The organism is Arcicella sp. GW822-FHT02H01, assembly GCF_058802005.1.
This window is the reverse complement of the sequence record NZ_JBXANT010000001.1, coordinates 3,526,507-3,548,533: the sequence shown is the minus strand read 5'-3', so window position 1 is coordinate 3,548,533 and position 22,027 is coordinate 3,526,507. Positions and strand designations below refer to the sequence as shown.

16 protein-coding genes are annotated in these 22,027 nt (G+C 37.1%); 9 read left to right on the top strand and 7 right to left on the bottom strand.

Annotated elements, in window-relative coordinates:
* Positions 1 to 33: 33 nt before the first annotated feature.
* The 3 genes from AC1RNE_RS14800 to AC1RNE_RS14790 all read right to left on the bottom strand — a co-directional run bounded on the left by AC1RNE_RS14800 (position 34) and on the right by AC1RNE_RS14790 (position 3,369).
* Positions 34 to 891, bottom strand: coding sequence for a sugar phosphate isomerase/epimerase family protein (locus tag AC1RNE_RS14800; protein ID WP_492801831.1), 858 nt, complete (start codon positions 889 to 891; stop codon positions 34 to 36).
* 21 nt (positions 892 to 912) lie between these two features.
* Positions 913 to 2,031 (bottom strand): TolB family protein, encoded by a 1,119-nt coding sequence (locus AC1RNE_RS14795; RefSeq protein WP_492801830.1) that lies wholly within the window; start codon positions 2,029 to 2,031, stop codon positions 913 to 915.
* Between the two features lie 219 nt (positions 2,032 to 2,250).
* On the bottom strand, positions 2,251 to 3,369 hold the full coding sequence (locus AC1RNE_RS14790) for a glycoside hydrolase family 26 protein (RefSeq protein WP_492801829.1): 1,119 nt from the start codon (positions 3,367 to 3,369) through the stop codon (positions 2,251 to 2,253).
* A 197-nt stretch (positions 3,370 to 3,566) separates the two neighbouring features.
* Between AC1RNE_RS14790 and AC1RNE_RS14785 the strand changes: the two genes are divergently transcribed.
* From AC1RNE_RS14785 to AC1RNE_RS14750, 8 genes are all read left to right on the top strand, one after another.
* Positions 3,567 to 4,124, top strand: a complete 558-nt coding sequence (locus AC1RNE_RS14785) for an RNA polymerase sigma factor (protein ID WP_492801828.1) — start codon at positions 3,567 to 3,569, stop codon at positions 4,122 to 4,124.
* Between the two features lie 85 nt (positions 4,125 to 4,209).
* Entirely contained in the window at positions 4,210 to 5,214 is a 1,005-nt protein-coding gene (locus AC1RNE_RS14780) for a FecR family protein (RefSeq protein WP_492801826.1), read from the top strand.
* Between the two features lie 315 nt (positions 5,215 to 5,529).
* Complete coding sequence (locus AC1RNE_RS14775; protein WP_492801825.1) at positions 5,530 to 8,880, top strand: TonB-dependent receptor; 3,351 nt, start codon at positions 5,530 to 5,532, stop codon at positions 8,878 to 8,880.
* Between the two features lie 118 nt (positions 8,881 to 8,998).
* On the top strand, positions 8,999 to 10,582 hold the full coding sequence (locus AC1RNE_RS14770) for a RagB/SusD family nutrient uptake outer membrane protein (protein ID WP_492801824.1): 1,584 nt from the start codon (positions 8,999 to 9,001) through the stop codon (positions 10,580 to 10,582).
* A gap of 121 nt (positions 10,583 to 10,703) precedes the next feature.
* Positions 10,704 to 11,816 (top strand): acyltransferase family protein, encoded by a 1,113-nt coding sequence (locus tag AC1RNE_RS14765; protein ID WP_492801822.1) that lies wholly within the window; start codon positions 10,704 to 10,706, stop codon positions 11,814 to 11,816.
* 96 nt (positions 11,817 to 11,912) lie between these two features.
* The gene (locus AC1RNE_RS14760) at positions 11,913 to 14,153 is read left to right on the top strand and encodes a GH92 family glycosyl hydrolase (RefSeq protein WP_492801820.1); all 2,241 of its coding nucleotides are present in this window, start codon (positions 11,913 to 11,915) and stop codon (positions 14,151 to 14,153) included.
* A 224-nt stretch (positions 14,154 to 14,377) separates the two neighbouring features.
* Positions 14,378 to 14,908 (top strand): gluconate 2-dehydrogenase subunit 3 family protein, encoded by a 531-nt coding sequence (locus tag AC1RNE_RS14755; protein ID WP_492801819.1) that lies wholly within the window; start codon positions 14,378 to 14,380, stop codon positions 14,906 to 14,908.
* Positions 14,909 to 15,035: 127 nt separating this feature from the next.
* Complete coding sequence (locus AC1RNE_RS14750) at positions 15,036 to 16,751, top strand: GMC oxidoreductase (protein WP_492801817.1); 1,716 nt, start codon at positions 15,036 to 15,038, stop codon at positions 16,749 to 16,751.
* A gap of 118 nt (positions 16,752 to 16,869) precedes the next feature.
* On the opposite strand, the gene AC1RNE_RS14745 is transcribed toward AC1RNE_RS14750, so the two are convergent.
* Positions 16,870 to 17,784, bottom strand: a complete 915-nt coding sequence (locus tag AC1RNE_RS14745; protein ID WP_492801815.1) for an SDR family oxidoreductase — start codon at positions 17,782 to 17,784, stop codon at positions 16,870 to 16,872.
* Between the two features lie 225 nt (positions 17,785 to 18,009).
* On the bottom strand, positions 18,010 to 18,720 hold the full coding sequence (locus AC1RNE_RS14740) for a peptidylprolyl isomerase (protein WP_492801814.1): 711 nt from the start codon (positions 18,718 to 18,720) through the stop codon (positions 18,010 to 18,012).
* A 228-nt stretch (positions 18,721 to 18,948) separates the two neighbouring features.
* Between AC1RNE_RS14740 and AC1RNE_RS14735 the strand changes: the two genes are divergently transcribed.
* Complete coding sequence (locus tag AC1RNE_RS14735) at positions 18,949 to 20,529, top strand: GDSL-type esterase/lipase family protein (protein WP_492801812.1); 1,581 nt, start codon at positions 18,949 to 18,951, stop codon at positions 20,527 to 20,529.
* A gap of 97 nt (positions 20,530 to 20,626) precedes the next feature.
* On the opposite strand, the gene AC1RNE_RS14730 is transcribed toward AC1RNE_RS14735, so the two are convergent.
* Together AC1RNE_RS14730 and hemC are read right to left on the bottom strand one after the other, a co-directional pair.
* Positions 20,627 to 21,019 (bottom strand): hypothetical protein, encoded by a 393-nt coding sequence (locus AC1RNE_RS14730; RefSeq protein WP_492801811.1) that lies wholly within the window; start codon positions 21,017 to 21,019, stop codon positions 20,627 to 20,629.
* 52 nt (positions 21,020 to 21,071) lie between these two features.
* Positions 21,072 to 22,001: a hydroxymethylbilane synthase gene (gene hemC / locus AC1RNE_RS14725; protein WP_492801809.1), complete on the bottom strand. Its 930-nt coding sequence runs from the start codon at positions 21,999 to 22,001 to the stop codon at positions 21,072 to 21,074.
* Positions 22,002 to 22,027 lie beyond the last annotated feature (26 nt).

Genomic DNA, 22,027 nt, shown 5'->3' with positions numbered 1-22,027 from the left:
ACTTGCTTAAAGCAAGCGACTACTATTTTATTCTTAAAGCCCTTTCAAATACTGAAGACTCAAAGGCACATTTTCTAATTCATGTTCGCTTTCATCTTCGATGAAGTAGTGCTTGATGCCTATCTTTTTGGCTATTTTTAAGATGGCTGGCCAGTTGGCTTGTCCTGTTCCTAACACAACATCGTTTTCTGCAGGAGTATGTCCTGAGGAATCACCTACCACTCCTTTTTTCAAATCTTTTACGTGCATCAATTTCCAACGTGAGCCATATTTTTGTAATAATGCTTCTGGATTGGCACCACCATGAAGTGTCCATAAAACATCCATTTCAAAAGATACATAAGCTGGATTAGTATTCTTCACCATATAGTCGAACAGTGTTCCTCCTTCATAAGGTCTGAATTCATAGCCGTGGTCGTGATAACAGAAAGTAAGTCCGTTTTCTTTCAATACTTTTCCAGCTTTGTTGAAAACTTCGACTGCTTTTTTGACATCTTCAATAGTAAATTCATTGCCTTTATGAGGAATCCAAGCACACATCACATATTTAGCTCCTAGTGCCTTGGCATTATCCACAATCTCTTGCGGATTTTTCTCTAATTGTTCATAACTACAACCTGCTGAAGGAATGCTGATACCTCTGTCATTACATAGCTTTTTATATTCAGTATTAGTCAACCCCTTCGCTCCGCTACTTTCTAGTTCGGTAATACCCATTGCTTGGATTTTATCCAACGTGTTCTCGACAGAAACAGGGAAATGTTTACGGAAAGTATAAGCCTGTACACCAAATGGAAAATTAAATAAAGGTTTCTTCTTTTGGGCAAAAGTATCTGTGATGTTAAGCAACAACATTAATGTAATTGCTATCAAGTAAGATTGTTTTTTCATGTTCATAAAATTGGGTTTCAATTAATTAGAAATACTATTCGTAAAATTTAAAGACTTACTATCTGCAGACCAAACTAGCAAATTGCTAGTGGTCTGATTTCCATAAAAATGAGCAATAACCTTTGTACCAATGCCACCCGTTAAAGGAATGAGCCTGACCATCGCTTGCTTATATTGATTAGCATTTTCGGTATCATTCGGAAATGAAACAAAGGCTAACCATTTGCCATCTGGCGAAATACTTGGTGCTGTATTCTGATACTCATCGAAGGTTACTTGCTCTTTTTCTGAACCATCTGATTTTATTCGCCAGATTTGCGAATTGCCCTTATTATTGATTGAAATATATTGATACTTCGCTCCTACTTTTGTTTCAGTAATTACTTTACCCGTTATGGTATTGACTTCTGATGCCGAAAGATTTTTACATAAGCCATTGGTGATATTTACATTTGTCAGAAGTGTTGGTAAAGATATCGTCTTCTCAGTTTTTATGGAATAATTAATTGGCTTATCAATACGGACATTCCATATTTTAGCTTCATCAATCGCCAGTGAATCATGCGAACAAACATACAATCCAGCTAAAACAGCATCCTTCATTTCTGAAATATAAGAGCCTACCGTTTGCAAAGGTTCTCCTTGATGCGCTACTCTCATCGTAATTTTTTTGCCTATTCTTTCTAACTGCACTACTTCAAAGCCTTTTTTTGTAAAAAAGATTTCGTCTTCAGGGTCACGCATATAAGCCCCACGTAATACTCTCCATTGCATCACGGTCAAGCCATCACCATGCGAAACTGCACTGACATGCGCAGCGGACTCATCCGCAGATTCCCGAATCATCCAGCCATATTTACGGTGATTATTGCCTTTATCACCGATGAATTCAAAATTGGCTGTCAACACAAAATCACCTTTAAGCTTTTGATACAAGTATTGAAATTCATCTCGATTGAACCAAATATTATAACCTGCTCCCTTGACATAATAAGTCTGGGTGGCTTCATCATAACGTGATGAACCTACAATTTTAGGTTTCCCAACGTCGCCATGATTCTGAAAAACTCCGACTGGAGTATTCTGGGAAAAGCCAAAATAGCTACAGCATAGTAAGCAAAAAGTAATATAGATTTTCATAGTGATAAATTGAATATATGAGAGGATGGTAATATGTAATATAAAATTAAGCGATTTAAGTCCAACTGATTATCAACATTTTTTAAAGTAAATAAAGAGATAATTTAAATGGACTTAAATCGAGTGCTATTAAATAAATAGAGTAAGCTTTCAATACATTTATCACTAGGGAGGGACTTAAGTCCCTCCCTAGTGATAAATGTATTATAAATAAGCTAATTACTTATTTTTACCATACACATCTTTCAAATCATTTTCAAAAAGCGTGTAAGGGTCATTATAAAATTTCAGAAAATCAGGCACGCTTACTTGTTCGGGGAACGGTGCATAAAAGTGGGTTGGACTTTTGCTATCATTCCTCCAAACTAATACATAGGCTAATTCCATCTTTTCAGATTTCAATGCCTTTAATAATGTCTCTGTCCACCAAGTAGGGTTAGGGATTGACTCTAAGCCTGTTTCTGTAAAGGCAGCTAATTTATTGGCCTTTTTGGCGTAATCTGCTACAATTTTTAGCTTTTTTACGCCTGTTTGAATATCATATTTGCCATTTCTGCCAAAGTCAGCGTAGTTGTCCATTCCTACCATATCTACCCATGCATCACCTGGGTATCTTTCTAAAAATTCTTGTTCTGTCCTGAATTTACAATCTGGTGAAAAGGCATAAATAAAATTATGAACATCCAGACTATCACGTAGATAAGTAACCGTAAATTGCCAAACGGATATAAAGTCTTCACGAGAACAATGAGATTTTCCCCACCAAAACCAATCACCATCAAATTCATGATAAGGTCTGAAAATCATAGGAGCCAACGTCCCATCCTCCCCTTTTACCGATTTAGCAAAATCAGCTACTGTTTTTAAGATTTCTTTATAGGCTTCATGATGCGACTCTCCGGGCTTTATCAAGGCGATAGACGCTACCGAAACAGAGTCGTTCCAATAAAAGCCACCTTTGGATGCAGGATTAGAAAAATGCCAAGCTACCGTAGTAATTCCTCCACGATGATAGGTATCCACTACGTTTTTCCTTAATAACTCGGCTGTTTTAGCAATTTGTGCTGAAGGTCTACCCGACAATCCGCTTAAATCTACGCCAATGACAGCAGGGTGCGACCCTGTTACAGATTTTACATCCGAACGGTTTTCATCACCAAACCAGCCATGTCCATACTCGGTGGCATGTTGATGCCCAAAAAGAATATTTTTCTTGGAAATTTTTGCTAAACTTTGGTATAACGCTTTGGTTTCCTTAGTCGCTTTTTTATCAATTTGAGCATAGCCAAATTCAACAAATACGATGCTTAATAAAAGTAAAATGAATAACTTTTTCATGTTTCAAAATTTAAAATTGAGTGAATTATGTATTATTCATAAAAATATTGCGTAGAAATTCACATTCTACCCTTTTCTGAGTGTAAGCAGGATAGCAAAGCCCCTTAAATTGTATTTTAAAAATATTTTTTAAAATCATTTAGGGATTTTAGCGACTTGTTTGACTATACATCAAATATTGATTCCGGAACAATCACATGAAGCATTCTCAACTAAGTGACGAACAACTGATAGACTTTCTGAAGAGGGACGACAAAAAGGCCTTTGAGGAAATCTACCATCGTTATTGGTACAAACTTTTCGGTGTTGCCTATCACGAAACTGGCACAAAGGAGGAAGCTGAAGAGCTTGTGCACGACTTGTTTGAAAGTCTTTGGCTAAAAAGAGAGCATTTAAACATTCGTTTCTTGAGTGCTTATTTGGTAGTAGCCATAAAGCACCTTACGACCAACTATATCAAATCTCAAATTACGAATAGGAAGTTTCAGGAATATATCATTTTTCACGAAATCCAGCAGTCTTTCTCAACCGAAGAAATTGTACATTTTGCAGATTTATCAAAAGCAGTGGATGAAGTATTAAAGAAATTACCAGAAAAAACCTGTGAAGTATTTAAGATGAGTCGATTCGAAAATCAATCTGTGAAAGACATCGCTCAACGTTTAGACCTTAGCGAAAAAGCTGTAGAATATCATATTACCAAATCTCTAAAAGTACTAAGAGAAAACTTAAAGGTGTATCACTCAGATAACTAAACATTCACATTTAAAACATATTAAACCCCATTCAACGCCTAGCATTTATAAATCAACTCCATACTTGCAGAAAAATTCACGAAAGATGAACCAATACGATTTCGATAAATTATTAGAAAAATACCTTGACGGAACTTGCACGACTGAAGAAGAGGCGATGATAAAGGAATGGTCCGACAATATGTTGAAGCATAGCGAACTGAGATTGAGCCCTTCTGAAAAAAATAATATCGAACACCACCTTTGGGAAAGAATCCAACACAGTTTATTTCCAAACAATGTAATTTCTGTCCGCTTCAAATGGACGGCAGTTGCCATTGCTGCTTCATTGATTATTGGCATATTTGGCTTATTCTATTATCAAAAAACCACGGCTTATACAAGCTCATTTACCGAAAGCATTGATAGCAACTTGGGTGTAATTGAAGTAAAAAACACCTCCTCAAAATCACAGAAAATTAAACTAGAAGATGGTAGCGAAATCGTACTAAAAGCAGCAAGCAGTATTAGCTACCCAGAACACTTTAATGATAAAAACCGCAGTGTGTATTTAAAAGGAGAAGCTTTTTTTAAGGTAAAACGAAATCCATCAAAACCATTCATTGTGCATACCCGCGATTTGGTTACAGAAGTATTAGGAACAAGTTTCACGATTAAATCTTACGACGATTCAAAAGCGATTGAAGTATTGGTAGTAACTGGCAGAGTGTCTGTGTATGAAAATTCAGAAAAAACGGGCATTCATAAAAACGGTGTGATTTTGACGCCTAATCAAAAAATCACTTTTGATAAAGAAACAAAAAAAATAATTCCTAGTCTGGTTGAAAACCCTGTGATTGTAAACACACCCGCTACCCCGCTTGATTTTATTTTTGACGAAACACCCTTAACCGAAGTACTCAATCGCTTAAAAGAAGCTTATCAAATTGAATTTGTCGTTGAAAATCATGAGTTAAATAAATGTGTGTTCACGGCAGATTTGAATGAAATTCCATTACACAGCCAGCTTGATTTAATCTGTAAATCCATCAACGCTACTTACGAACAGCGTGGAACGGTGATTTTTGTCAATGGCGTTGGATGTCAATAAGCTGTTAGCCTTGAGCTATCAGCTTTGAGCAATGAGCTGTTAATCATTCAATTATCTTTTGGATAAAACCTAAAAAGGTCATGACTAAAAATTTTGTTGCTCAAAGCTCACTGCTCATTACTTAAAGCTAAAAATAACTCAAACTCTTAATTCCCATTAACTCCATGAAAACATAGTCGCTTTCACAAGAAAAAGCCGATAATGTTACGAGCATTACCGGCCTTAGAAAACCCCACCAAACGCCAATTCGGTGGCATCGCAACGATGCTTAGGGTTTGTTTTTCCACATTTCACAGTTTAAAAACAGTTAAAAGTATGAAAAAAAAATTATCATTTAAAAAGATTCTCTCCAAAGCGATGCGAATTACCATTACCCAACTATTCCTCTCGATAATCTGTTGTGGGATTTCTCTCGCAAACAGTGCTTTTTCGCAAGAGGTACTCAATAAAAGTATTACGCTAAGAACTGGGTCGAGTACTATTAAAAAGGTATTGTTCCAGCTAGAGAAGAAAGCAGATGTTAAGTTTGTCTATAGCCCAAATGCCATTCAGGCAGAGCAAATTGTGTCTTTCAATTTTACTGACGATAAATTATCAAAGGTTTTAGAAGACCTTCTTACACCCTTAAATATTTCGTATGAAGTAATTGACAATCGTATTCTTCTTCGTAAAAAAGCGAGTGCTGAAAGAGAAAACATTCAATCGCTCATCCCAAACGAAATAATCGCCGAACAAACAATCAGCGGAACCATCACCGATGAAAAAGGACAAGCATTGCCAGGGGTTTCAGTATTGGTAAAAAACACCAACAGAGGTACTGCAACCGATACAAAAGGACAGTATAAAATTGCTGTACCTGATGGAAACAACACCTTGATTTTCTCTTTTGTGGGGTATCAGAAACAGGAAGTTGTGGTGAATGGTCGTTCGGTAATCAACGTGTCGATGTTAGTTGAAAACCAAAGTTTGGAAGAAGTAGTAGTAGTAGGTTATGGTACGCAGTCGCGTAAAAACTTGACAAGTGCTATTACAACAATCAAACCAGAGGATATGAACAGAGGAGCCATCAGTGATGTTGGCCAGTTATTGCAAGGTAAAGTGCCAGGCTTAAACATTACTCGTAGTGGTGACCCTAACCGTGCGGCCGCTATTATTTTACGTGGCGTGTCTTCACTTCGTGATGGTGCACAATCACCATTGTTTGTAATTGATGGCGTGCCAGGAGCTGATATTTCGTTGATTGCACCAGATGATATTGCGACGATGGACATCTTGAAAGATGCTGCTGCTACTGCAATCTATGGTAATCGTGCTGCCAATGGTGTAATCATGGTTACGACAAAACGTGCTAATAAAGGGCAAATGCAGGTTTCATATAGTTCGTATATGGCAATCGACAAAGTGTCTAAGCAATACAACATGATGGATGCTACTCAGTTGAAAACATTTTTAACGAAAAATGGACAAGCTTTATCACCAGAGGATGATTTAGGGGCAAATACCAACTGGCAAGATGCTGTTCAACGTAGTTCAGCCATTAGCCAAAACCATAATATTTCATTTGGTGGTGGAAACGAAAATACGATTTACAATGCAAGTATCAATTACTTCGACCAAGAAGGTATTGTAAAATCAAGTGCTTTGAATCGTGTAGTTGCAAGATTATCTATCGAACAAAAAGCATTTAACGATAATTTGAAATTGGGTTTATCAGTAACCAATTCAGTAAGTGATGCCAAATGGGTTCCTTACAGAAACACTGTTTTAGCACAAATGTTGACTTATTTGCCAACAGTTCCTGTACATAACGCAGACGGTTCTTTTTATGATAACTTCAACAAATCTAGTTATTATAACCCTGTTTCTTTGATTGAAAACGGACAAGAACGCTTGAAATACAAGAGTTTAATTGGTACTTTCTTCGGGCAGTTAAAACTTCCTTTAGGCTTTACCTATGATGTTAAATTCTCGTACCAAAATTTCCAAACAAATTATGGTGCATATTACAACAGTTATTATACACAATATTATAATAATATTCGTAGCACACCAGAACCTCCCGGAAACCCATCTTTCATCACGTTAGTAGGTGCCAATGGTCTGGCAACAAGAAATGCGTATCAAAATACCCAGAACTTATTAGAAACCTATCTTACTTGGGATAAACAAATTGGAGACCATTCAATTAATGCTGTAGTGGGTTATTCTTGGCAAGAAAGTATCAATGGCGACGGCTTCCAAGCAACTAGTACAAACTTCCCAGTTGATGCGGTTGGTTACAACAATTTAGGTTTAGGAAACCCTTATGCCGTTAACTCATTCAGGGTAAATTATGGCGGTGATAATTATCAACAAGTACGTTTAATTTCAGATTTTGGTCGTGTTAATTATAATTACAAAAACAAATACTTATTGCAAGGGTCAATCCGTCGTGATGGTTCTTCGGTATTCGGTTTAAACAAACAGTGGGGGTATTTCCCAGCAGTAGGTTTCGCTTGGAGAGTTGACCAAGAAGGATTCATGGAAAAACAACAGGTTTTCAGTGAATTAAAATTACGTCTTAGTTATGGTGTAACAGGTAACTCTTTAGGTTTTAGTCCATATACAACCAAGTTGATTTATGGAAACATTGGTACATTCTATTACAATGGTTCTCAATTATCAGCTATTGGTGCATTACAAAACGAAAATCCAGATTTGGGTTGGGAAAAAACAGCGACATCTAACTTAGGTCTTGATTTCGCTATTTTGAAAGGAAAAGTAAGCGGTACATTGGAAGTGTATGATAAAACGACTTCTGATTTGATTTGGACGTATCCCGTGAGTACTGTATTATATCCAAATGGTTCATTAACTGCCAACGTTGGAAAAATGAGCAACAAAGGCGTAGAATTTACATTAAATGTAAATGCTGTTAAAACCCAAAACTTTTCTTGGAATACTACCATCAACTTAGCGCATAATCAAAACAAAATTGTCAGCCTTTCTAATTCAACGCTTAAAACAGATTCAGTTAAAATTGTACAACCTGATGGTGCAGGACAAACTGGAGAAACAGTACAGTTGATTGTAGCAGGACAACCAATTGGACAATTCTTTACTTATGAGTACGCAGGAAAAGATGCCAATGGTGTTTCGCAATACTATAATGCAAAAGGCGAACTAACTACCAAACCTATTAGTGTAAAAGACTACAAAGCTTTGGGAAATGCACAACCTAAATTATTAATAGGCTGGTCAAACAACTTTACGTACAAAAACTTCGACTTGAATATTTTCATGCGTGCAGTTTTAGGCAACAAAATCATGAATATTACCCGTGCAGATTTATTCAGACCAAGTACAGCAAGATTTACCAATATTCCTGTTGAAGTTGCCGAAGAATCCGCAAACGATTTTAACTCTTATCGTTACTCATCACGTTTCTTAGAAAATGGTAGCTACTTGCGTTTAGACAATGCTACTTTGGGTTATTCATTCAAGAATATTACCAAAAACATCAAACGTATTCGTTTGTATGCTTCAGTAAACAACTTGTTTGTGATTACAGGCTATAAAGGTATCGACCCTGAAATCAATCAAGGTGGTACAGCACCAGGTGTAGATGCTAACAACTTCTATCCTAAAACACGTACATTCTTGTTTGGTGTTTCCGCCTCATTCTAAAAACATTTACAATAATTCAAACAGTACCTATGAAGCAATTAGCTGAATAAATAATATTTTTTGGGAATTTCTTCTTATAAAATTAGGTGCTGTTCAAAACTATTAATGCTAGAAACAGATGAAAAAAATATTTCAATTAATAATAACCATTGCAAGCATAAGTGGATTAATGGCTTGCCATGACCTTGATGTCCCCGTAACAACACAACTAACGCCAGAGATTTTCCCTCAAACCCCTACACAGTTTATCCAAGCTGCAGGCCCAACGTACAATGCTTTTCGTCAAAATTATGCAACTGACTACTGGTTTTTACAGTCGTTGAGTACAGATGAAGCAATTTTACCTGCACGTGGAGGAAACTGGTATGATGGCGGACGTTATGAACAACATCACAAACATACTTGGAACCAAGATAACGCACACGTACAAAGTGCTTGGGCATGGTTGACAAGTACCATCAGTACAAGTAATCAGAATATTTTCTTGATTTCAAAAGCACCAGAATCTACTGTAAAACAAACCAGTTTAGCAGAGTTAAAGACTATACGTGCTTTATGTTACTTTATGATGATGGATATGTGGGGAAATATTCCCATTTCAACAAAATTTGGTGATACAACTACGGCTAAAACAACCGCTAGAGCTGATGTATTTAAGTTTATTGAAAAAGAATTACAAGAAAGTATTCCGAATCTAAGCACAGTAGTTGGTCAAGAAACGTATGGTCGTCCGAACAAATATACTGCCTATGCTATATTAGCGAAAATGTATTTGAATGCTGAAGTTTACACAGGTACTGCTCGTTGGAACGATGCTATCACGGCTTGTGATAACATCATCAGTTCAGGAAAATATGCCATTGAAAGCGATTATCGTAAAATGTTTTTTGTCAACAATGGACCACAAATCAAGGAGTTTATTTTTGCGATTCCTTATGATGCCTCCGCCCCGAATGGATATATGTTTTATGCTCGATACTCGATACCAAGATCATTGCGTGCTAAATTCAGTTTACCATTTACACCAAGTTCGGCATCAAGTACTTTACCTGAATACTATGCCTATTACAATGACCCTAAAGACGTAAGAAATCAGCAATGGATTACGGGTAAGCAATTTGACTACAAGGGTGTACCTGTAATGGTATCCACAACCAAACAAGGTTATGACGAAGATTATAAAGGTGCAGATGCTGGGGCTGCTTTGACTTATCAAGTAGATATTACCCCAGATGTTATCATTAAAAAACCTGCCACTTTTGATTTAGGAAATGATGAGAAAGCTTGGAATATGGGTTATCGTAACAACAAATTTTATGCTGACAGTACTTCGGCAACTAGAAATCAAAACAACGATGTACCGATTTTCAGATATGCAGATATATTGTTAATGAAAGCTGAGGCAATTGCTAGAGGAGGTTCTGCTACGAACGGGCAAACGGCTATCTCATTAGTAAATGAAGTAAGAAGCAAACGTACTACTTCAACAGCTTGGACTTCTGTTACTTTACAACAACTTTACGAAGAAAGAGCTAGAGAGTTCGCTTGGGAAACTTGGCACCGTAATGATATGATTCGTTTTGGTAAATATGAAGATACTTGGGGAGCAAAAACTGATAAGGATATTAAAAAACGCCTTTTCCCAATTCCGACAAATGCTTTACAATTAAACACCTCATTAACTCAGAATCCTGGGTATTAAGATTTAGTTGATTACGCTTACTTATCAATAGCTTTGTATCAAAGAGTTTTTTTGGTGCAAAGCTATTGTTTTCAAGAGCCATTATGAAAATGTAAATTGTATAAATTTATAGACATCCCTTATGCAAAAAAGTAGCCCTTCCTCGCGTTTACAATCACTTGATGCCCTCAGAGGCTTTGATATGTTTTGGATAATCAGTGGCGAAGGCTTAATTCATGAATGGGCAAAAGTCTCTGACAATATGCTTATCAATTGGATGTCTAGCCAATTACATCACTCAGATTGGAACGGCTTTACTTTTTATGATTTAATATTCCCTCTCTTTATTTTTATTGCTGGGGTTTCGATGCCATATAGCCTTGGGAAACAGTTAGCAAATCAATACCCTAAAAGTAAAATTTTAAAAAGCTTGTTAAAAAGAGCCGTCATCCTGATTATTCTTGGTACAATCGTCAATGGTTTATTCAAATGGCAAGGCTATGAAAATACACGCATTGCCAGTGTACTAGGCAGAATCGCACTTTCATGTTTATTCACAGGAATTATTTTTATTTATACTGACTTCCGAACACAAATATTTATTTTCTTCGGTATTCTTATTGGCTATTTTTTACTGATGAACTATGTACCTGTCCCCAATTTTGGTGCTGGTATTTTGACCAAAGAAGGCAATTTATCAGCTCATCTCGACCGACTTTTCCTTCCCGGAAAACTTCATCGAAAGGTTTATGACCCTGAAGGGCTGTTATCAACCTTACCTGCAATTTGCAATGCGCTATTAGGCGTTTTTACAGGGCAATTCTTACTATTAACCAATATTGCTAAATTAAAAAAGGTATTTGTAATATCAGCTAGTGGCATTGTTTGTATCCTATTAGCTTGGCTTTGGAATCCATTTTTTCCGATTAATAAAATCATGTGGACAAGCTCATTTGTACTTTGTTCAGGTGGTTTCAGTTTACTTTTTATGGCTTTCTTTTATTTGGTGATAGACGTACTTGCTATCAAATTTTGGATAGCGCCATTTGTTTGGATTGGGATGAATTCTATTACCATTTACATGGCCGCTCATGGCTTAATTAACTTTGAGTCTACAGCCAATTATTTGTTCGGAGGATTAATTCAACAACTTAGTACTACATGGCAACCTGTGGGATTAGCAACAGGAATTGTTTTAGTACAATTGGGCTTTTTGTATTTTTTATATCGCCAGAAATGGTTTTTGAAAGTCTAGAAAAATCAACATATAGCCTACTGGTCAGTAAATCACGTATCATCACTACTTTATAAAAAGATTACCAAAAAATCGAAGCAACATATTTTCAATAAAATGAGCAAAAGAAATATTCTTCTCGCTTTGTTATTTCCCTTAGCAAGCATAGCCCAAAAACAACCCGTCGATTATGTAAATCCATTGATTGGCTCGGCACCTAGTACAACAGAAAGTGCTAAAAAACACAGTGAAGCGGGGTCGGAAATGAAAGGACAAATTGTACCAGCCATCGGTGTGCCACAAGGCATGACCTCTTGGACGCCCCAAACCCGAGCTACTGAGTTAAAGTGTATTCCACCTTTTTATTATAACGATACTAAGATTCAGGGTTTTAGAGGAACCCACTGGATGAATGGTAGTTGTGTGCAAGATTATGGTAGTGTGACTGTCATGCCAATGTCTAGTAAACTGAATGTGAATACAACAGACAGAGGAAGTGATTTCGACCGAAAAACTGAAATAGTAAAGCCTTATTATTATCAGGTAAATCTGAAAAAAGGGAATATCAAAGCCGAAATGACAGCCCTATCTCGAGCGGGATTTTTGCAATTTACTTTTAGCCAACATCAGGAAAATTATATAGTGATTGAACCCAATTCAGACGAAGGCGAAGGTTTTGTAGAGATTCATCCTGAAAAAAATGAAATAGTTGGTTATAATCCCGTCCATAGAATTTATCAAGGATTTGGCAAACCCGCTGGTTTTAGTGGGTACTTTGTCATTCAATTTGACCAAGCTTTTACAGATTATGGCACTTGGAAGAACAATGATATAAATGCCAAATCTGTACAAGCACAAGGCAACGGACAAAAACAGGCTGTTGGGGCTTATGCACAATTCGGTAATAAAATAGTGAAAGTGCGTATCGGGACTTCGTTTACTAGTTTAGAAGGAGCGCGAAAGAATCTGGAAGGCGAAATCAATCATTGGGATTTTTCAAAAACACGTCAAGCATCAAATTTAGCTTGGAATAAAGCTCTTGGTAAAATCCAAGTAAAGGGTACTGAATACGATAAAACCCTGTTTTATTCTGCCTTATATCATACCAAACTTACACCCAGAATATTCTCGGATATTGATGGCTCCTATCCTGGTTTTGCCGATGATGATAACATTTACAAAGCCAAAGGTTTTGATTATTACGAAGATTATAACCTGTGGGATACTTACAGAGCGGTGCATCCTTTGCATACTTTATTAGAACCTAAAGTAACCGCAGATATGATGCAATCTTTAGTCAAAAAAGCAGAACAAGGCACTTGGTTACCTATTTTTCCGTGCTGGAATCATTATACTGCGGCCATGATTGGCGACCACGCCATTGCGGCCATTGGTGATGCCTACATCAAGGGTATTAAAGGTTTTGATATTAAAACGGCTTATCAATATATGCGTAAAAATGCTTTTGAAGTAAATACAGACCAAAAAAGTTATGAAGAAGGCAAAGGAAGAAGGGCATTGGCATCTTACTTAAAATACAATTTTATCCCTCTTGAAGATTCCGTTTGGCAAGCTTTCCATAAAAGAGAACAGGTTTCGCGTACTTTAGAATATGCTTATGACGATTTTGTATTAGCACAAGTAGCTCAGAAATTGGGCGAGAAGGCTGATTATGAAACCTTAATGAAACGTTCTAAAAACTACCAAAATGTAATAGACCCACAAACTGGCTACGCTCGTGGGCGTTATGCTGATGGTAGTTGGATTGCTAAATTTGACCCCTTTGCACAACGTAGTAGTTTCATTACTGAAGGCTCGCCAGCCCAATATACTTTTTATGTTCCCCAAGATGTAGACGGTTTGATAAAACATATTGGTGGACAAAAACGCTTTATAGAAAAGCTAGATACGCTATTCGACCAAGGCTATTATTGGCATGGCAATGAACCCAACAATCAAATCGTGTATCTATATCCTTTTGCTAATCAGGCGTGGAAAACACAGGCAAAAGTGCGTCAGATTATCAAAGAAGAATACGATATTTCAGCAGGTGGAATGAGTGGTAACGAAGATGGCGGACAAATGTCAGCTTGGTTAGTTTTTAGCATGATGGGCTATTACCCTGTTTGTCCTGGTACGCCAAATTATGTGATTGGTAGCCCAACTTTTGATGAAACGACGCTCAATTTACCCGACGGCAAACAGTTTAAGATTATTGCAAAAGGTAATTTGGCAAAAGCGCCATATATTCAATCGGCTACATTGAATGGAAAGCCTTTTACACAGAAATTCATTACGCATCAACAAATTATGGCAGGGGGTGTTTTAGTATTCATAATGAGCCACAAAAGTTTATGAGATGATGAGTTTAAGGTTTATGAGTATACTAATGACATAAACGTTAAACTCATAAACCCTAAACTCATAAACTCCATAATAACACAGGGCAGAATTAAACTATTTCAATAAAAACTTATACTAGGAGTAATTTGATAACGTTTTTTTCTTTACTTTACTAAAAAGTATAAACTGCTGAGTACAACGTTTTTTAATAATCTAATAATCAATTATTTAACCAAAATATGAACCGTAGAGAAGCCGTCCAACGAGTTGCCCTTCTGATGGGAGGTGTACTTTCTGCCCCTTTAATGGCAGGAGTAATGGGACAAATTATCAATACTGGCAACAGTGTAAGCGTGAGTCTTGAGCAAGAAGCGTTGCTTGCGGAGGTTGCTGATATTATTATTCCAACCACTGATACTCCTGGTGCGAAAGCTGCTGGCGCTGAAAAATTCATTGTACGTGTCATGCGTGATTGTTATAAAAAAGAAGATCAAGAAAAATTCTATGCAGGTTTGGCAAAATTAGATGCTGATAGCAAAGCTAAATTTGGAAAAGGTTTTGTGGAATTAGATACTGCTCAGAAAAATGAAATGGTTAAACTAAGTACTACAACCGACAAGACTTTCTTCTTAAGAATGAAAGAATTGACGGTAACTGGCTACTTTACGTCTGAAATCGGTGCTACTAAAGCATTAGAATACCTTCCGATTCCAGGGAAATTCCAAGGTTGTGTACCGTTGAAGCCAGGGCAAAAAGCGTGGGCATTATAGTAGCTTTGAGAAATGAGCTATGAGCTTTAAGTTTATGCTCTACTTTTCACAGATTTCTTTTCCAATTTTATTTTATAAAACAAAAGCTGACCGCTAAAAGCTTAAAGCTTAAAACTCATATCAAGAGATGTCAAATTTGAATATAGATGCAGTTAAAGGAATGACTTATGATGCCATTGTAATTGGTTCAGGTGTTTCTGGTGGTTGGGCTGCTAAAGAATTAACCGAAAAAGGCTTAAGAGTACTAATGCTTGAAAGAGGTAAGCAATTAGAACACGTTACTGGCTACGAAAACGCCATGAAAGACCCTTGGGAAATGAAATACAATGGTCGCTTAACGATAGAACAAAAAGAATCTCACCCAAAATTAGCCCGTGATTATCCATACAATGAAATGACGGAAAAATACTGGATGAATGATTCAGATTCATTATATAAAGAAGAAAAACGTTTTGACTGGTATCGTCCAAACATCGTTGGTGGAAAATCAATCATGTGGGGTCGTCAATCTTACCGTTTGAGTGATATTGACTTTGAAGCTAACTTAAAAGATGGTATCGCAGTTGACTGGCCAATTCGTTATAAAGACATTGCTCCTTGGTATTCTTATGTAGAGAAATACGCTGGTATTTCAGGAGAAAAATTAGGTTTGCCTCAATTGCCTGATGGCGAATTCCTTCCACCAATGGAAATGTTCTGTGTAGAGAAAGAAGTGAAGCAACGTCTTGAGAAAAACTTCCCTGGTCGTAACCTTACGATGGGACGTGTAGCTAACCTTTCAGCAGCAGCTAAAGAACAACTAGGTATTGGTCGTTCTTCTTGTCAATATCGTAACAAATGTTCTTTGGGTTGTCCGTTTGGTGCCTATTTCAGTACGCAGTCTTGTACGCTACCTCCAGCCGCTAAAACGGGTCGTTTAACTTTACGTCCTGATTCAATCGTAAGAGAAATCGTGTACGACGAAAACAAGAAAAAAGCGACGGGCGTGCGTGTGCGTGATGCCGTAACAATGCAAGACCGCGAGTATTTTGCTAAAATCATCTTTGTTTGTGGTAGTACTATCGGTTCTACTGCCTTGATGATGAACTCTGTTTCAAACCGTTTCCCTGAGGGTATGGGTAATGATTCTGGACAGTTAGGTCACAACTTGATGGATCACCACTTCCGTACGGGTGCTTCGGGTACTTGGGAAGGCGATTTAGATAAATATTATTATGGACGTAGAGCGAATGGTATTTATGTACCTCGTTATCGTAACATTGGTTCAGACAAACGTGACTACTTACGTGGTTTTGGTTACCAAGGTGGTGCAAGTCGCCAAGGCTGGCAACGCAATGTAGCAGAACTTACTTTTGGTGCTGACTACAAAAACGAAGTAACTCAGCCAGGTAACTGGTCGATGGGCTTTGGAGGTTTCGGTGAAACATTACCATACTACGAAAACAGAATGTTCCTTGACAAAACCACTAAAGATAAGTGGGGAATGCCAGTAGTTGTGTTTGATGCTGACTTACGTGAAAACGAAAAGAAAATGCGTATCGATATGGCAAACGACGCGAAGGAAATGTTGGAATCATCAGGTGTGAAAAATGTAAAAACGTATGACAATGGTTCTTATTTAGGAATGGCTATTCACGAAATGGGAACTGCTCGTATGGGACGCGACCCTAAAACTTCGGTATTGAATGCCCATAACCAAGTACACGCTGTGAAAAACGTATTTATGACGGACGGTGCTGCGATGACTTCTGCATCATGTGTAAATCCATCGCTTACGTATATGGCACTTACAGCCAGAGCAGCCGATTTTGCGGTGAAAGAATTGAAGAAATTGAATCTTTAGTCATATTGAGTTATTAAAAAATCCCTACAGGAATTGATTTCTTGTAGGGATTTTTTGTTGTTTGACGAACTAAACTCATGCCATGACTTAAAGTCATGGCATGAGTAAACGAGGTCAATTATAATAAAGCTTCCGTCTGCTCTGCCACAATCGAAATCCCTTCTTCAAAACTTACGGGATTATAACCTAAAACTGAAATAGCTTTATCCAAAACAAAGCCCGTTCTCGGTGGGCGTTTGGCAGGTTGTGTGAAATTATTAGCGTTAGCTGTACTTATGAGTGATTTATCTAAGTGAAAGAAATCTGCCGTTTTAATCGCCATTTCATAGGGCGTTAAAAAGTCTTTTCCGGAAATATGAAAAATTCCTTCGGCTTCTTTATCAGTCATTAACCAACAACCTTTGGCTAAATCTTCTGCCAAAGTGGGCGTGCGAAACTGGTCGGTTACTACTTTGATATTTTTGCCTTCTTCCAACGATTTCTTTACCCATAAAATAATATTGCTTCGACTCATATCCGAAACGATTCCGTATACTAAAACTGTTCTGGCAATACTCCAACGGCATGTCGAACGTCTTACCACTTCTTCGGCGGCGTATTTAGTCCAACCATAATAACTTACTGGATTAGGTTGAGCTTCCTCTGAATATGGCCCAGCTACTCCATCAAAAACAAAATCCGTAGAAAGATGGCAAAGATAAATGTCGTGCTTTTCGCAAGCCTCCGCCAAATACTCGACAGCCTTTACATTCATTGCCCAACACAAATCTTTTTCAAATTCACACTGGTCAACGTTCGTCATGGCAGCAGTATGAATAATAGCATTAGGCTGAATTGTTTCAATTATGTCCGCTACTTGTTCGGGATTAGTAATATCCATTTCCTGATATTCATAGCCATCTGTAAACGACAAACGATTGTTGCCACGAGCAGTAGCAATCAAATGAATATCCGCTTGATTCGCCAATAATGAAACCAATTTCTGCCCCAGTAGTCCATTAGACCCAGTAATGAGTATTTTCTTTTTTGACATTTCTCTTTATCTATTACTTTCTTAAGAAGAATTTTATTTTTATTAATTTCTTTAAATAAATTAATAAAATCATATGACAACCATTTCTCGAAATTCCGCTGTTTGAGCGAAGCGAGTTTCGGAATTTCTTGACTTTCTTTTGTTACTTTTCTTTTGTCAAGAAAAGAAAAGTAAGATATGGAGAATAGGAGTCTTTTTAATTTCTCCAGTAAAATAAACATGATATTACTCTCCAAACGTATATGCATACAACTTAGTAATCTTCTTTTTCCGCATCTTTTTACAGGTAATTTTCATGGCAATATCTTTCAAAGGACGATTATTCTTGTCTCTTGGCTGATTAGCCACTGAATCTATCACCCAAAGATTATCAATTACTTGTCCGAAAACTGTGTAATTTCCATCTAAATGAGGCGTGCCACCAATGGTTTTATAAACATTTTTTTGTTCCTCAGTATAAGTTCTCAACGGACTCCTAGCCATTTGTCTAGCCAAAGTTGAGTCATTCCAAACCTGTCCTTGAACGATATAATACTGACAGCCCGAGGAGGCCTTTTCGGGATTATTATCACGAGCGGCGGCTATTACCCCTTTTTTATGAAACAATTCAGGCGTAATTTCAGCAGGCACTTTATAGCCTACATCACCATTGCCCAATAATTCACCTTCTTTGGCTTTTTTTGAGTTGGGGTCGCCTCCCTGAATCATAAATGTGTTGATAATCCGATGAAAGAGTAATCCATCATAGAATTTATCGTCTACCAGTTTCAAAAAATTCTTTTTGTGTTGGGGTGTTTGATTGTGCAAAATAGCGTGCATTTCTCCAAAAGGAGTGCTAAAAGTCACGAGGTAATCTTTTCTTTTACGCTGAGAGAAAGTTTGAAAAGTGATAATGGATGCAATAAAGTATAAGAGTATTTTTCTGTTTGAATTCATGTCAAACGATGGGTATTTAGTTGGATGAATGGATGAAAATTAAATATACTATTTTTTGAATGGATAGCCAGAATCTTATTGATAAAACCTATTGTAGTTTTCAAGAAAAAGGCTGGTTTTGTCATCATTAAAAAATCATAAGACATGATGAATATTAAGGAATTTTTGGCTAACATTGGTTATCAAAAATATCGCTCAACAAAACCCTCTCAAATGTTAAATCAAACCATGAAAATTTTATTTACCCTCTGTGGCTTCTTGTTAACGAGTGCCTCATTATTCGCCCAAGAAGTCATCAAATTGTATTCAGACAAAGCCCCAGGCTCAGAAAGCTGGACATGGTCAGAAGCCGAAAACACCACGAATACATTCAATACCAGAGTTATCTATAATGTAGCATCTCCAAGCATCACTGCTTATTTACCCGATAAAGAAAAAGCTACAGGAACAGCCATATTAATTGCTCCAGGCGGTGCTTTTCATACGCTTTCGATTGATAACGAAGGCATTGAGGTAGCCAAATATTTAAACTCAAAAGGTATTGCTGCCTTTGTCTTGAAATACAGGGTTGCCAGAAGTTTCACAAACGACCCTGTAAAAGAATTAATGGGTAAAATGGGTAATTTCAAAACCTTGGATGAAGAAAACGCTCCCATTATTCCATTAGCCATTCAAGATGCTTCTACAGCCATTAAATACATTAGAAAAAATGCTGAAAAATATGACATCGACCCTACTAAAATAGGCATGATGGGCTTTTCGGCAGGTGGAACGTTAACATTAGGAGCAATTTATCAAGCTACTGAAGAGAGTAAACCAAATTTCATTGCACCGATTTACCCCTATACCAAAGCACTCGACGATATCAAAAATGTTCCTAAAGCAAAAACACCTATCTTTATCGCACTCGCTTCCGACGACCAGTTGGGTTTTGCTCCTGCTAATGCACAATTGTATTTAGATTGGAAAGCCGCTGGACAACCCGTAGAAATACATATTTACGAAAGGGGCGGTCATGGCTTTGGCATGAATAAACAAAAAATACCGACGGATACTTGGTATGAGCGTTTTGGAGATTGGTTGAAATTACAAGGTTATCTTAAAAAACGTTACCCAAACAAATGGGAACAGCAATTTAGTGAAGAGCAATTAGAAACGTTTTCAAAACAAAATGCTGAAAGAGAAAAAAGAGATTGGGCTAATTTGGTAAAATACAAAAAAGCCAATGCCGAAATTGGCGAGCCGAAACAGGGCAAAACAAGGGTAGTATTTACAGGAGATTCTATCACCGAAGGATGGGTATCGGCTGACCCAGATTTTTTCAATACCAATAATTATATAGGAAGAGGTATCAGTGGACAAACTTCTCCGCAAACATTACTTCGTTTTCGTCAGGATGTAGTGGCTTTGAAACCAAAAGTGGTTATCATTAATATTGGCATCAATGATATTGCAGAAAATACTGGTGACTATATGCAAGACTATACGTTGTCAAACTATCAATCTATGATAGAAATTGCTAAAGCCAATCATATCAAAGTAATCTTGGCTTCGGTAATACCTGCGTTTGCGTTTCCTTGGAGAAAAGAAATTCAAGACGTTCCAGCTAAAGTAATAGCATTAAATGAAGGGATTAAACAATTAGCCAAACAAAACAATTTGGTTTATCTTGACTATTTTACTCCTCTGAAAGATGAAAGAAATGGGTTGAGTAAAGAAATGGCTGAAGATGGCGTACATCCAACCATCAGTTGCTATAAAATCATGGAGAAATTAGCGAATGAGGCGATTAATAAAGCCTTGAAATAATTCTTTTAATTTGAAAATGTGGGAATTTGAAGATTTGAAAATGTTTTTGATAAATATTTAATTTTCAAATTCTCACATTTTCAAATCTTCAAATCAATTACTTTCCTACCATTGTTACAGGTCTGCCACGCAAGGCTGACCAAGTTTCGTCAATGGCTACTTGCGATACTGCTTGAAGTTCAATTAAATCAAACGCTGTCCAAACAGTTTCACGTTTGATGTCACTTTTTATTTTTCCTGTACCTTTAGGATAACAAGCCCAAAATACACAGTCGAATTTACCAGCCTTACCCACAGATTTTATCAAAGTCTCTAATTCAGCTTGTTGAATGGCAAATACTTGTACAAAATCATAAAGCCCCTCTCCTTTGGGTTCAGTATCAAAGCTAGAACCTTCTAATAAAGCTAGATACTCTGACGGAGCATTCACAATCAACAATGCTTTATCGCTATCTAAACGAAGTTTTTTGAATATCTTTTCAGCAGACATAAGTAAAAGATGTTATATTACTGTAATCACTAAATCACAATTCACTAACTCACTAATTATTCAACCCCGCACGAATATCTTTCAAAATTCTGTCTCCACCCAAACTTAAAATCTTTTCAGCTAGAGCTTCGCCCACGGCAACAGCATCTGTTCCTGTAATAGTTTCTTTTAAGATTTCCTTCCCATCTAAACTGATGATTCCTCCCGTCATAGCCAATTCATTATTTTCAGTAGGCTGAGCTAGTCCAAAAACAGGAATACTACAACCTCCTTGCAAACGTCTCAGATAAGCACGTTCTGCTAATAGTTGTTGCTCTGTTTCAGGATGGTTACACAATGTTCTGATTTTGGCTTTCTTTTCAGCATCCAAACTCGCTGCACATTCTATGGCAACAGAGCCTTGCCCCACAGCAGGCGTAAAGGTATCAAGCGAAATTAATTCTGCGATATGTTCTTCATAACCCATGCGATGTACGCCTGCATAAGCCAATAATAAAGCATCACAAACGCCACTTTCTAGTTTAGCTAAACGTGTTTGTAAATTACCACGCATATCTACAGTGTGGATATGTGGGTAAAAGTGTTTCAACATTGCCACTCTACGTGTAGAAGAAGTTCCCACTACAAAAGGTTCTCCACTTTCTAAAGAAAGATTTTTATTAAAACTTACCAAAACATCATTTACTTTTTCACGCTCGGTAAAAGCAATTAATGCTAAATCTTCCGCCAGTTCCGACTGTAAGTCTTTGGCAGAATGCTGTGCTATATCAATTTCTCCAGAACGAAGTTTCTCTTCTAATTCTTCTGTAAATACACCTTTTGAGCCGATTTTTGACAACGAGCGGTCTAAAATTTGGTCTCCTTTGGTATTAATAATGACGATTTCAACAGATAAGCCGCCTTTTTCTAATGTTTCTTTGATGAAGTATGCTTGCCAAAGGGCTAGTTTTGACCCTCTCGTTCCTAATTTTATTGTACTCATGGTTGACTTATTAGCTTTGAGCTGTA

Bases quoted from the DNA above. Each gene is read 5' to 3' on its own strand.
- AC1RNE_RS14800 (WP_492801831.1), bottom strand. From the start codon at position 891: ATGAAAAAACAATCTTACTTGATAGCAATTACATTAATGTTGTTGCTT.
- AC1RNE_RS14795 (WP_492801830.1), bottom strand. From the start codon at position 2,031: ATGAAAATCTATATTACTTTTTGCTTACTATGCTGTAGCTATTTTGGC.
- AC1RNE_RS14790 (WP_492801829.1), bottom strand. From the start codon at position 3,369: ATGAAAAAGTTATTCATTTTACTTTTATTAAGCATCGTATTTGTTGAA.
- AC1RNE_RS14785 (WP_492801828.1), top strand. From the start codon at position 3,567: ATGAAGCATTCTCAACTAAGTGACGAACAACTGATAGACTTTCTGAAG.
- AC1RNE_RS14780 (WP_492801826.1), top strand. From the start codon at position 4,210: ATGAACCAATACGATTTCGATAAATTATTAGAAAAATACCTTGACGGA.
- AC1RNE_RS14775 (WP_492801825.1), top strand. From the start codon at position 5,530: ATGAAAAAAAAATTATCATTTAAAAAGATTCTCTCCAAAGCGATGCGA.
- AC1RNE_RS14770 (WP_492801824.1), top strand. From the start codon at position 8,999: ATGAAAAAAATATTTCAATTAATAATAACCATTGCAAGCATAAGTGGA.
- AC1RNE_RS14765 (WP_492801822.1), top strand. From the start codon at position 10,704: ATGCAAAAAAGTAGCCCTTCCTCGCGTTTACAATCACTTGATGCCCTC.
- AC1RNE_RS14760 (WP_492801820.1), top strand. From the start codon at position 11,913: ATGAGCAAAAGAAATATTCTTCTCGCTTTGTTATTTCCCTTAGCAAGC.
- AC1RNE_RS14755 (WP_492801819.1), top strand. From the start codon at position 14,378: ATGAACCGTAGAGAAGCCGTCCAACGAGTTGCCCTTCTGATGGGAGGT.
- AC1RNE_RS14750 (WP_492801817.1), top strand. From the start codon at position 15,036: ATGTCAAATTTGAATATAGATGCAGTTAAAGGAATGACTTATGATGCC.
- AC1RNE_RS14745 (WP_492801815.1), bottom strand. From the start codon at position 17,784: ATGTCAAAAAAGAAAATACTCATTACTGGGTCTAATGGACTACTGGGG.
- AC1RNE_RS14740 (WP_492801814.1), bottom strand. From the start codon at position 18,720: ATGAATTCAAACAGAAAAATACTCTTATACTTTATTGCATCCATTATC.
- AC1RNE_RS14735 (WP_492801812.1), top strand. From the start codon at position 18,949: ATGAAAATTTTATTTACCCTCTGTGGCTTCTTGTTAACGAGTGCCTCA.
- AC1RNE_RS14730 (WP_492801811.1), bottom strand. From the start codon at position 21,019: ATGTCTGCTGAAAAGATATTCAAAAAACTTCGTTTAGATAGCGATAAA.
- hemC (WP_492801809.1), bottom strand. From the start codon at position 22,001: ATGAGTACAATAAAATTAGGAACGAGAGGGTCAAAACTAGCCCTTTGG.